At 72.5% G+C, this 12370-nt stretch carries 7 protein-coding genes; 2 read left to right on the forward strand and 5 right to left on the reverse strand.

Annotation, left to right across the window (positions count from 1 at the left end):
• Positions 1 to 20: 20 nt before the first annotated feature.
• A complete protein-coding gene (locus tag LCD33_RS03190; RefSeq protein WP_224956445.1) occupies positions 21 to 803 on the reverse strand; it encodes an electron transfer flavoprotein subunit beta/FixA family protein in 783 nt (260 codons plus the stop codon).
• A 306-nt stretch (positions 804 to 1109) separates the two neighbouring features.
• Here LCD33_RS03190 and LCD33_RS03195 point away from each other — a divergent pair, with 306 nt between their 5' ends.
• Complete coding sequence (locus LCD33_RS03195) at positions 1110 to 1955, forward strand: DegV family protein (RefSeq protein ID WP_224956444.1); 846 nt, start codon at positions 1110 to 1112, stop codon at positions 1953 to 1955.
• Here the strand turns inward: LCD33_RS03195 and hrpA are convergent, their stop codons facing one another.
• The 3 genes from hrpA to LCD33_RS03210 form a co-directional block, all read right to left on the reverse strand.
• The gene (gene hrpA, locus LCD33_RS03200) at positions 1956 to 5906 is read right to left on the reverse strand and encodes an ATP-dependent RNA helicase HrpA (protein WP_224977496.1); all 3951 of its coding nucleotides are present in this window, start codon (positions 5904 to 5906) and stop codon (positions 1956 to 1958) included. It lies immediately after the preceding gene.
• Between the two features lie 128 nt (positions 5907 to 6034).
• On the reverse strand, positions 6035 to 6790 hold the full coding sequence (locus tag LCD33_RS03205) for a tyrosine-protein phosphatase (protein ID WP_224977497.1): 756 nt from the start codon (positions 6788 to 6790) through the stop codon (positions 6035 to 6037).
• A 97-nt stretch (positions 6791 to 6887) separates the two neighbouring features.
• Positions 6888 to 8369 carry a neutral zinc metallopeptidase gene (locus LCD33_RS03210; protein ID WP_224966747.1) on the reverse strand — a complete coding sequence of 494 codons (1482 nt, stop codon included), beginning with the start codon at positions 8367 to 8369 and terminating at the stop codon, positions 6888 to 6890.
• A 228-nt stretch (positions 8370 to 8597) separates the two neighbouring features.
• Between LCD33_RS03210 and LCD33_RS03215 the strand changes: the two genes are divergently transcribed.
• Positions 8598 to 9755, forward strand: coding sequence for a hypothetical protein (locus tag LCD33_RS03215; RefSeq protein ID WP_224977498.1), 1158 nt, complete (start codon positions 8598 to 8600; stop codon positions 9753 to 9755).
• Between the two features lie 19 nt (positions 9756 to 9774).
• On the opposite strand, the gene glgP is transcribed toward LCD33_RS03215, so the two are convergent.
• Positions 9775 to 12324, reverse strand: coding sequence for an alpha-glucan family phosphorylase (gene glgP, locus LCD33_RS03220; RefSeq protein ID WP_224956439.1), 2550 nt, complete (start codon positions 12322 to 12324; stop codon positions 9775 to 9777).
• Between the last annotated feature and the right edge of the window lie 46 nt (positions 12325 to 12370).

The following is a 12370-nucleotide window of genomic DNA, read 5'->3' on the forward strand; positions in this document are numbered from 1 at the left end:
TCTCCTCGCGAACCTAGGACTCAGACCAGCTTCTCGGCGGCCAAGAACTCGACGATCTTGGTGCCGCCGTCGCCCTCGTCGTTGACGCGCTGGCCGGCCTGCTTCGGCGGCTTCGGCGCGGACTCCACGACCTTCGACCCGGCACCGGCCAGTCCGACCTCGGACGCGTCGATGCCGGCGTCGGCCAGGGTCAGCACGGAGACCGGCTTCTTCTTGGCGGCCATGATGCCCTTGAAGGACGGGTACCGCGGCTCGTTGATCTTCTCGGTGACCGACACGACCGCGGGCAGGTTCGCCTCCAGGCTGATGATGCCCGCGTCGGTCTCGCGCTCGATGCTGATGGTCGAGCCGTCGGTGGTGACCTTGCGCGCGTAGGTCAGCTGCGGCAGGCCCAGCAGCTCGGCCAGCATCGCCGGGACCGCGCCCACGCGGCCGTCGGTGGCCTCGTTGCCCGCGATCACCAGGTCCACGGAGTCGACGGTGCCGACGACCTTGGCGAGGGCCTTGGCGGTGGAGACCGCGTCGGAACCGGCCAGCGCCTCGTCGGAGAGGTGCACCGCCTTGTCCGCGCCCATCGACAGCGCCTTGCGGATCGCGTCGGTGGCGCGGTCCGGACCCATCGCCACGACGGTCACCTCACCGCCCTGCGCCTCCTTGATCAGCAGCGCCTCTTCCACCGCACGTTCGTTGATCTCATCCAGCACGGCGTCCGCCGACTCGCGGTCGAGCGTGTGGTCGGAGTCTTTGAGCTTGCGCTCGGACCACGTGTCGGGCACCTGCTTCACCAGGACGACGATGTTCATGGGTCCTCTTCGACCTCCTGCGGACTTCACGTCGGCTTCGCTTGCGTTTCGCGCGGTTGCGCGGGGCTTCCGTTCGGTGCGATGACACCGCTACCGGGAAGTTCGACCTTGCCACGGCGCACTGGTGGTGGCACAGTGACGCCGCCCACCCCGGATGTTACTTGCCGGTAGCCCCTGCACAACCGAGGTTTCCCGTGACGGTACTCACGTCGTCGCCAGGACTTTCCACCAGTCCCGCGGAAGTCCGCCCCGGAACTTCCCCCGGCCAAGATCTGAAAACTTTCACAAGTGACTAGCCTGCACGCCATGAAGCACCACGTCGCCATCGTGACGGACTCCACCGCCTCGATCCCGCCCGACGTCGCCGATCAGCTGAACATCTGCGTGATCCAGCTGGAACTCACGATCGGCGACCAGGAGAACGACGAACGCCGCATCCCGCACTCGGAACTCGCGCAGGCGATGCGCGACGGCACCCACGTCGAAACGGGACCGCCGCCGCCACCAGCGTTCTTCTGGAACTACAACGACGCCGCCTCCTCCGGGGCCGAGGCGATCGTCTCCGTGCACATCTCCGAAGGCCTCTCCCAGACCTGCCAGTCCGCGCGCACCGCCGCGGAGGAGATCAGCCTGCCGGTGTTCGTGGTCGACTCGCGGCTGTGCGGGCTCGGCATGGGGTTCCCGGTGATCGCCGCCGCCGAGGCCGCCGCCGCGGGCGGCAGCACCCAGGGCGTGCTCGGCGTGCTGGACCGCAGGCTGCGCAGCACCACCCAGATGATCTACGTGGACACCCTGGAATACCTGCGCCGCAGCGGCCGCGTGGGCCGCGCCCAGGCCTTCTTCGGGCAGGCGCTGTCCATCAAACCGGTGCTGGTGCTGCGCGAAGGCATCCTGGAACCGATGGTCAAGGGCCGCGGACCGGAGCGGGCGCTGAAGAAGGCCGTGCGCGAAGCCGTCGCCCGCGCCGGCGACGGGCCGGTGGACATCGGCATCGAGCACTTCCAGTACGGCGAACGCGCCCACGAGATCGCCGAGCAGCTGCGCTCGCAGCTCCCGCAGGCCCGCCGCGTCGTCGTCGCCGAGACCAGCGCCATCATCGGCGCCCACGCCGGGCCGGGGGCGCTCGGGCTCACCGTCTCCCCCGCCACCTGATCAGCGCAGCGCCTTGTCCAGGGCCCGGTGGATCCGCTTGGCCGACACCGCCTTCGGGGTGCCGATCGACTGCGCGAACAGGGAGACGCGGAACTCCTCGATCATCCAGCCGACGTCGAGGAGTTCCGGCGCGGGCGCGTGCCCGTCCGGCACCGCGTCCAGCGCGTCCAGGTAGCGGTCCCGCACCTCGTCGACCTGCGCCATCCACTGCCGGTCCCGCTGCGGGTGGTGCTGGACCTTCTCCAGCCGCTGCTCCACGGCCCGCAGGTAGCGCTCCAGGTCCGGCAACCGCGCCCACCCGGCCTCGGTGACGAACCCCGGGTGCAGCAGGCCGGAGAGCTGCTCCTCGACGTCGGCGCGCGAATCGGCCGGCATGGTCGGCGCCCGGTCGGCGAGCGCCGAGCGGGCCCGCTGCGCCGCGTCGAGGACCTTCTCCACCTTGGCGGCGGCGTCGGCGGTGACCGGGCCGAGCCCGGCGCGCACCTTCGCCTGCAGCGCCGCGAACCCGTCCTGGCTCCACACCGGGCCGCCCGCGTCGGCGACGAGCTTGTCCACCGCGCAGCTCGCGCAGTCCTGCAGCAGCAGCCCCAGATCGCCGTGCGGGGCGGTGCCCAGCACCACGCGGGTGCGGGCGTTCATGCCGCGCTGCAACGACTTCACCGGCGACGGCAGGTTCAGCAGCAGCAACCGGCGGGTGCCGTCCCACAGCGCGCGGCGCTGCTCGGCCTCGGTGTCGAACATGCGGACCGCGACGGAATCGCCCTCGTCCACCAGCGACGGGTAGGCCTTCACCGCGTTCCCGCCGCGATCCTGCTCGAAGGTGCGGGGCAGTTCCCCGAAGTTCCACGAGTCCAGCCCGGCGCGTTCCACGGTGCCCGCGGCCGCGGAGATCTCGGCGCGCAGCTTCGGCCGCAGCCGCCGCTTCAGCTCCTCCAGGTCCTTCGACTCGGCGAGCTTCTTCCCGTCGCCGTCGATGACGCGGAACGACATCGACAGGTGGTCGGCCAGCGAGTCCACGTCGAACTCGCCCGGCGGCACCGTCACCCCGGTCATCCGCCGCAGCTGGTCGCTGAGCGCCCCGACCAGGTCGCCCTGCAGCGCGGGCATCCGGGACAGCGCGGCCTTCGCGTGGTCGGGCACCGGGACGAAGTTGCGCCGCAACGACTTCGGCAGCGATTTGATCAGCGCGACGACGAGTTCCTCGCGCAGGCCCGGGATCTGCCAGTCGAACCCGGCCGGTTCGATCTGGTTGAGCACCGCCAGCGGGACGTGCGCGGTGACGCCGTCGGCGTCCGCGCCCGGCTCGAACTGGTAGGTCAGCTCCAGCCGGTGCCCGCCCTGCTGCCAGGCGTCCGGGTAGTCGTGGTCGGTGACCCGCGCCGACTCCTGGTTGATGAGCATGGACTTCTCGAAGTTGAGCAGGTCCGGCTGCTCGCGGCGGGTCTTCTTCCACCAGCTGTCGAAGTGCCTGCCGGAGACGACCTCGGCGCCGACCCGCTGGTCGTAGAACTCGAACAGCGTTTCGTCGTCGACGAGGATGTCGCGGCGGCGGGCCCGTTCCTCCAGGCCCTCCACCTCGGCCAGCAGCGCGCGGTTGTCGTGGAAGAACCGGTGGTTCGTGTCCCAGTCGCCCTCCACCAGCGCGTGCCGGATGAACAGCTCCCGGCACAGCTCCGGTTCGACGCGGCCGTAGTTCACCTTGCGGTCGGCGACCAGCGGCACCCCGTACAGCGTGACCTTCTCGGCGGCGACGACGGCGGCCCGCTTCTTCTCCCAGTGCGGTTCGCTGTAGCTGCGCTTCACCAGGTGCCCGGCGAGCTGCTCCACCCACTCGGGTTCGACGCGGGCGTTGACCCGCGCCCACAGCCGGGAGGTCTCGACGAGCTCGGCGGACATCACGAACCGCGGTGGCTTCTTGAACAGGGCCGAGCCGGGGAAGATCGCGAACTTGGCGCTGCGCGCTCCCAGGTATTCGGTGGCGCCGCGCTGGCGCTTGCCGCTCTGCTTCTTCTCGTCGACGTCCTTGAGCCCGATGTGCGACAGCAGCCCGGCCAGCAGCGAGCGGTGCACCAGCTCGGGCGCGGCCGGGTTGTCGTTGAGCGTCATGTCCAGCGACTTCACCATCTGCCGCAGCTGCGAGTACAGGTCCTGCCACTCGCGCACCCGCAGGTGGTTGAGGAAGTCCGCCTTGCACTGCTTGCGGAACTGGTTCGACGACAGCGCGCGCTGCTGCTCCCGCAAGTGGTTCCACAGGTTCAGGAACGCCAGGAAGTCCGAGCCCTCGTCGGTGAACCGGGCGTGCTTCTCCCCCGCCGCCTGCTGGTGCTCGGCGGGGCGCTCCCGCGGGTCCTGGATGGACAGTGCGGCGGCGATGACGAGCGTCTCGTGCAGGCAGCCGTTGCGGTCCGCGGCCAGCACCATCCGCGCCAGCCGCGGGTCGACGGGCAGCTGCGCGAGGGTGCGGCCGACGGGGGTGAGCGTGCGCTTCCCGTCCTGCTCGCCGGTGTCCAGCGCGCCCAGCTCGTGCAGCAGGTTCACGCCGTCGGTGATCTGGCGGCGGTCCGGCGGCTCCAGGAACGGGAACTCGGCCACGTCGCCGAGGCCCAGCGAGGTCATCTGCAGGATCACCGAGGCGAGGTTGGTGCGCAGGATCTCCGGGTCGGTGAACTCCGGCCGGGACTCGAAGTCCTGCTCGGAGTACAACCGGATGCAGATGCCCTCGGACACGCGGCCGCAACGGCCCTTGCGCTGGTTCGCCGACGCCTGCGACACCGGCTCGATCGGCAGCCGCTGCACCTTGGTGCGGAAGCTGTACCGGGAGATGCGGGCGGTGCCCGGGTCGATCACGTACTTGATGCCGGGCACCGTCAGCGAGGTCTCGGCGACGTTGGTGGCGAGCACGACGCGCCTGCCGGTGTGCGGTTGGAACGCGCGGTGCTGCTCGGCGGCGGAGAGCCGCGCGTACAGCGGCAGCACCTCCGTGTTCCGCAGCTTCAGCTGCTCCAGCGCGTCGGCGGTGTCGCGGATCTCCCGCTCACCGCTGAGGAACACCAGCACGTCCCCGTCGCCTTCGGCGCCGAGCTCGTCGACGGCCTCGCAGATCGCCTGCGTCTGGTCCCGTTCGAGCGCGGGCAGGTCCGGGTCGTCCGGTTCCTCCACCAGCGGCCGGTAGCGGACCTCGACCGGGTAGGTGCGGCCGGAGACCTCCACGACGGGGGCGTCGTCGAAGTGCCGGGAGAACCGCTCCGGGTCGATCGTCGCCGAGGTGATGATCACCTTGAGGTCGGGGCGGCGCGGCAGCAGCTGCTTGAGGTAGCCGAGGATGAAGTCGATGTTGAGGCTGCGCTCGTGCGCCTCGTCGATGATGAGCGTGTCGTAGCGGCGCAGCAGCCGGTCCCGCTGGATCTCGGCGAGCAGGATGCCGTCGGTCATCAGCTTCACCAGCGTCGACTCGCCCGCGCGCTCGGTGAACCGCACCTGGTAGCCGATCGCCTCGCCCAGCTCGGTGCCGAGCTCCTCGGCGACGCGTTCGGCGACGGTGCGGGCCGCGATCCGGCGCGGCTGGGTGTGGCCGATGCCGCCCTGGATGCCGCGCCCCAGCTCCAGACACATCTTCGGCAGCTGGGTCGTCTTCCCGGAGCCGGTCTCGCCCGCGACGATCACCACCTGGTTGTCCCGGATCGCCGCCAGCAGGTCGTCGCGGCGCGCGCTGACCGGCAGCTGCTCGGGGTAGGTGATGCGCGGGACCGCGGCGCGGCGGCGCTCGACCCGCTGTTCGGCGGCCGCGACCTCGGCGGTGATCTCGCCGGTGACCGAGTCCAGCGCCGCGGCGTCGCGGATCTTGCGGGCGCCTTCGATGCGGCGGCGGAGCCTGCGCTGGTCGTTGAACATCAGCTCGGGCAGGCGGCCGCGCAGATCGGCCAGCGGGGAGCTCACAGGTGACGTACCCATACTTCGTTCCAGGATAGAGAACGCCGCCACCGGTTTTCCGCCGGTCAGGCTGTGACGCGGCGGACGCCCCGCCGGTCGGCTCCCGCCGCGGTGCGGCAGCACGGCCCGGCAGCGCGGGAGGGGCCGGCTCAGCCGTGCAGGAACGGGGTGTCGATGGGGCGGGCCGGGCGGACGCGGCCGAGGGTGCGCTCCCGCGGCGCGGTGAGCTCCCCGCCGGTCAGGCCCGCCGCGAGCACCTCGGCGGCCAGGTCGCGCGCCTCGACGACCTCGCGGACCACGGCGGCGGTGCTGCTGCCGTGGGCGGCGAGCAGCCGCCGGATCTCCGGGGCGTCGTCCGGTCTGCCCTCGGCGGCGGCGACCGCGCGCAGCGGGGCGTGGCTGAGCGCGTGGTCGGCGGCGATGACCTCGGCGGAGGCGCCCAGCAGGCCGAGCAGCACCACCACCAACCCGGTCCGGTCCCGCCCGCTACCGCAGTGCACCAGCACCCCGCCCGGGCGGGCGGTGGCGATCGCGCCGACCACCTCGGCCAGCCGCCGCGGGTAGCGCCGCACGAACGCCGGGTAGTACAGCGGGGTGCAGGACAGCGCGCCGCCCCAGCGGTCCCGGAACTCGACGTCCCCGGGATCGTCCAGCGGCAGGTGCAGCGTGCTGAGCCCGGCGGGCCGCGGCGCCCGGTCCGGGCCGTCCTCGACGCCGTCGGTGAGGTCGACGACGGTGCGCACCCCGTGCGCCCACAGCGCCGCCCAGCCCTCGGCGCTCAACCGCACCGGGTTCCCGGCGCGGACGACGGCGCCCCAGCGCACGTAGCCGTCGCGCACCGGCACGCCGCCCAGCTCGCGGCCGTTGATCAGTCCGTCCCACCCGAGTTCCCGCCATCCAGCCATGTCCGGAGGACGCGCGGACCCGGCCGCCGTTGCACGCCGAACGGCGCAACCACCGCCCGTCGTTCGCCGCCCGCCGCGATGCTCCCGCGGTCGCGTCTCAGGCGGATCCGGCGGAGTACTGGGTGCTGCAGGGGGAGAAACCGTCCTGGAAGCCGAGGCGGAAGGCTTCGACCCGGGCGAAGCCCGCGGGCACCTGCCGGCCGTCGACATCGGCGGCGATGAGGCTGTCGTCGCCGAGCAGCGCGGCCACCCCCTCGTCGATGTCCCCGGGCGCCATCCGCAGTTCGCCCACCGGGTTGCGCCGCCCGATCGGGTCCTCCACCAGCAATCCGCTCCAGGCGCCGACCATGCACGCGGTGCGCAGCCCCGCGTTCTGCCCGGTCAGCGGCAGCCCGGCGGCGTCCTGCACGGACAGCGCGTAGCGGGACGCGACCTGGGCGTACGCGGCGAAGTCGCCGTAGCCGGAGTTCGCGTCGTCCTTCGCGGGCGGGGTCGCGATCCGCTGCAGGTCGTCGAGGCTCAACGACACCGTGTTGGTGCCGGGGCAGTAGGCGACGGGGCTGGTGCTGCGCACCCCCGCGCAGGCGAGCGGTTCGGTCACCAGGTGCGGCGGCAGCGCCCCGGTGTCCTTGAAGACCAGCCGGAGGCTCTCCTGCACGGCGGCCAGGTTCTTCTCGTCGACGGGCAGGTCGGTCTCCTGCGCCTGCTTCCAGAACCGGAACTGGGTGGTGCGCTGCTTGACGTCCTCGGCGTCCATCTCGGCGCAGCGCTTCGGCCCGTCGCTGAAGCCGTACTGGAAGGCGGTGACCCGGTCGAAGGCGCTGCCGTGCGCGTCGGCGCCGGTGAAGTCGCTCTCGCCCGGGGTGTCGCGGATGTAGCTGAGCACGCCCATGACCTGGTTCAGGCCGTCGCCGGTGGAGACCTGGAAGTGCTGCGCGCCGCCTTCGGCGACGTGCCGGAAGAAGGAGCCGGTGAAGCAGTCGGCCTGCTGCTCGGAGACCAGCGTCGAGTCCTGCTCCCCGACGGTCCCGGCGCGCTGCTGCACGGCGTGGCCCATCTCGTGCGCGAGGACGGTGACGACGGCGATCGGCCCGAAGCTGTTGCTCAGCCGCGGCAGCAGGTCCGCGCGGTCCCAGGCGACGAGGTCCTCCTCGCCGCAGTAGAACGCGTTGGACAGCCCGCGGGTCTGCTGGCCGCAGAGCGCGCCGCCGAGCGCCGTGGAGTCGTAGGAGACGAACTTGCCGACCGGGTCGAACTCCTTGCCGTCGAAGGCGTCGGGGAACTCGGCCTTCCAGTAGTCCTGGACGTCGGAGACGGCGTTGCGGGCGAGCCCGTCGATCTCGCCGCGGTCGGTGCCCTCCACCGCCAGGTCGGCGTCGGCGACGCCCGCGCGGGGCCCGGTGGGTCCGTCGTTCACGGGCAGTCCGGCCACGTCGTCGGCGGCGGGCCCGCCTTCCGCGGTGGGGGTGCCGCTGATCACCCGCGAGCACCCGCTCACCAGCGAGATGCACGCGAGCAGCGCGAGGACCGCGCCGCCGACCCGGGTGCCGCGCGGAGCGCCTGCCGAAACCGGTGCCACAGAAGTTCCTCATCCTGTTCGAAGGTCCGTTGGCGGCGGCGGATCCGCGTCCCCGAGCTCGGTCCACCGGCCGCGCGGATCAGCCTATCGGGTGGCCGGTTCGGCCCGGTTCTCCGCGCCGCGCCCGGAATCCGGTGCCGCGCACGGCGTCCGCGCCGCGGATCGAGACGGGCTCCGCACCGGAAACCGCCGTGGTGGCGGCGATCGTTCCCGTAAGGTCCTCTGCCCATGGGGACGTTGCGTCAGTGGTTTCGGCCGTGGGTGGTGGCCGCGCTGTCCGGCCTGGTGGCCGTGGGGGTCGTGGAAGGCGTCGCGGGCAGCGGTCCCGGCGGGTTCGGGTGGGGCGTGCTGGGCGCGCTCGCCGGGGTCGTCGCACTGCCGATGATCACGCAACTGGGGTTGCTGACCGGGGCGGCGGTGTTCGGGCTGCGCATCCGGCACGTCGTGATCGGTTCGCTGCGCGGCATCGCGACCTGGCGGGTGGGGCGCACCACGATCACGTTGCGGGCGCTGCCGCTGGAACTGGCCTCCGAGATCGGGCCGTGGCGCAGCCCGGTGATCCTGCGCTGCTGGCTGGCGGGCGTGACGTCGGCGGTGGCCGGGATCGGTGCCGTGCTGGCGTGCTGGCTGCTGGCGGAGGGATCGTTCGGACGCGGGCTGCTGATCGCGGTGACGCCGCTGATGCTGCACAAGTTGTGGCCGCGGCGGGCGCCGCTGGCCACCTCGACCGGCTGGCTGCTGTTCGGGTTGCCGCGGATGGAGGAACCACGGCGCACCGAGTTCCTGGCGAGCCCGCTGGCGGCGCGCGCGCACGAGGCGTTGCAGGACGGGGACGTGGCCCGCGCGCAGGTGGTGGTGAACCGGCTGGCCGCGCTGCACCCCGGCCTGGACACCACGATCAACTGCCAGATCACCATGCACGAGGCGCGCGGCGAGTACGCGGAGGCGGTGCTGAAGCTGGTGGGGCACATCGCGGCGGCCGACCTGCCGCCGCGCGAGCTGTCCTACGTGCTGGCGGGCCTCGCCGGGTTGGGCTGCTGCGCCGCGGAATCCGGCCAGCTGCCCGCCGACGAGGTGCTGCCGATCGCGCGGAAGGCGATGGAGGACGCCATCTCGCTCGGCTACCCGGCGTACCGGCTGAACGGGACGAAGGGATTGCTGGCGCTGCTGGAGGGCGACGCGGACGAGGCGGCGCGGCTGGCCGCGTCCGGCGCGGACCACGCCACCTCGCCGCTGTCCAAGGCGGACGACTTCGCGACCTTGGCCCGCGCGCACATGGCCCGCCGCGACAACGCCGCCGCCCGCACCGCGCTCGCCGCCGCCGAACGCCTCGCCGCCTGGTGGCCGCGGGTCCGCGACGTCCGCGACCGCCTGCACGTCGCCTAGTTCCCGGCCGCGAACCGGGTCAGGCGAGCACGATCCGGCCCAGTTCCGCCGGACCGGACAGCAGGGGGTGCTTCGGCAGGACGCGGACCGTGTAGCCGGCGGGTCCGGCGTGCGGCAGGGTCACCGTCGCCTCGTAGTCGCCGTCCGGCCCGGGCCGCATGGATCCGGTGCTGAACTCGTGCAGCTGGTCCGCGTCGTCGACGCGGCCCACCACCACCTCGACGTCCACATCGGACGGTGCGAGCCCGGCGAGGTCGACCTGGGCGCGCACCGTGATCCGCCCGCCCAGCAACGGGGTCGCGCCGTCCGGCACCGACATCCGGGTGGAGCCGATCCGCACCGAACCCCACGCCGACCCGAGCCGCGCCCCGTACTCGGCGAGCTCCTTCGCGCCGCGGTGGTCGTGCTCGGTCATCGCCTGCGCCGACCGCGCCGCCGGCCCGTAGTAGCGGTCCACGTACTCGCGGACCATCCGGGACGCCTGCACCCGCGGGCCGAGCGTGGCGAGGGTGTGGCGCACCATCGACATCCACTTGCCGGGCACGCCGTCGGCGCTGCGCTCGTAGAACGTGGGGGCCACGCCGGTGGCGATGAGCTCGTACAGCGCGGCCGCCTCCAGGTCGTCGCGCCGGTTCTGGTCGGTGACGCCGTCGGCGTTCGGGATCGCCCACCCGTTCTCGCCGTCGAACAGCTCGTCCCACCAGCCGTCCCGCACCGACAGGTTCAGCGCGCCGTTCAACGCCGCCTTCATCCCGGAGGTGCCGCAGGCCTCCAGCGGCCGCACCGGGGTGTTCAGCCACACGTCGCAGCCGGACACCAGGTACCGGGCCAGCGACATGTCGTAGTCCGGCAGGAACACGATGCGGTGGCGCACCTCGGGGTCGTCGGCGAACCGGGTGATCTGCTGGATCATCGCCTTGCCGCCCTCGTCGGCCGGGTGCGATTTGCCCGCCACGACCAGCTGGACGGGCCGCTCCGGGTCGAGCAGCAGCCGCCGCAACCGCTCGGTGTCCCGCAGCATCAGCGTGAGCCGCTTGTAGGTCGGCACCCGGCGGGCGAAGCCGATGGTGAGCACGTCCGGGTCGAACACCGAATCGCACCAGCCGAGCTCCAGGTCGGAGGCGCCGCGCTGCAACCACGCCTGCCGCAGCCTGCGCCGCACCTCGTCCACCAGCCGCTGCCGCAGCGAACTGCGCAGCTCCCACAGCAGCGGGTCGCTCACCGGTTCCATCCCGCGCAGCCCCGCGCCGCTGTCCATTTCGGACTCGCCGAGCAGCTTGCCGAGCTCCCGCGCCGACCAGGTGGGCCCGTGCACCCCGTTCGTGACCGACCCGATCGGCACCTCCTCCACGCCGAAACCGGGCCACAGCCCGCGGAACATGGTGCGCAGCACCCCGCCGTGCAGCGCCGACACCCCGTTGGCGCGCTGCGCGAGCCGCAACCCCATGTGCGCCATGTTGAACATGCCGGGCTTGTCCTCCGCACCCAGCGCCAGCACCCGTTCCGTCGGCACCCCCGGCAGCAGCGCCCCGGAGGAACCGTCGCCGAAGTAGTGCCGCACCAGGTCCACCGGGAACCGGTCGATGCCCGCCCGGACCGGGGTGTGCGTGGTGAACACGGTGCCCGCGCGCACCGCCGCCACCGCCTCGTCGAAGTGCAGCCCGGGCCCGCCGTGCAGCTCCCGGACCCGTTCCAGGCCGAGGAAACCGGCGTGCCCCTCGTTGGTGTGGAACACCTCCGGCTCGGGGTGCCCGGTCAGCTCGCAGTAGGCGCGCAGCGCCCGCACCCCGCCGATCCCGGCGAGGATCTCCTGCCGGATCCGGTGGTCCGCGTCCCCGCCGTAGAGCCGGTCGGTGGTGCCGCGCAGGTCGTCGTCGTTGTCCGGCAGGTCGGTGTCCAGCAGCAGCAGCGGAACCCGGCCGACCTGCGCCTTCCAGATCCGCGCGCGCAACTCCCGCCCGGCGGGCATCGCCACCCGCACCAGCAGCGGCGATCCGGACGGCTCGGTGAGCACCTCCAGCGGCAGGCCCTTCGGGTCCTGCACCGGGTAGTGCTCCTGCTGCCAGCCCTCCGCGGACAGCGCCTGCCGGAAGTAGCCGGAGCGGTAGAACAGGCCCACCCCGATCAGCGGCACCCCCAGGTCCGACGCCGACTTCAGGTGGTCGCCCGCGAGCACGCCGAGCCCGCCCGAGTAGTTCGGCAGCGCCTCGCTGACCCCGAACTCCATCGAGAAGTACGCCACCGACGACGGCAGCCCGGCGCCTTCGGCCTGCCGCTGCTGGTACCAGCGCGGCACCGACAGGTAGTGCCGCAGGTCGTCGTGCACGGCGCGGGTGCGGGCCAGGAAGTCGTCGTCCTGGGCTAGCCCGCGCAGCCGCTCCGCGGGCACCTCCTCCAGCAACCGCAGCGGATCACCGCCCACCCGCGACCACACCTGCGGGTCCACCGCGGCGAACAGGTCCTGCGTCGGCGGGTGCCAGGTCCAGCGCAGGTTCGTCGCCAACGTCCCCAACGCCGCCAGCTGTTCCGGCAGGTGTGCTCGAACGGTGAATCGGTGGACGGCTTTCACGGCGGCTGATCCCATCTCGCGGTCTGGTCGGTCGCGGGAACCGGCG

Origin of the sequence: Saccharopolyspora sp. 7B, assembly GCF_020177435.1 — a bacterium.
In the GTDB taxonomy this organism is placed as follows: Bacteria; Actinomycetota; Actinomycetes; order Mycobacteriales; family Pseudonocardiaceae; genus Saccharopolyspora_C; species Saccharopolyspora_C gregorii.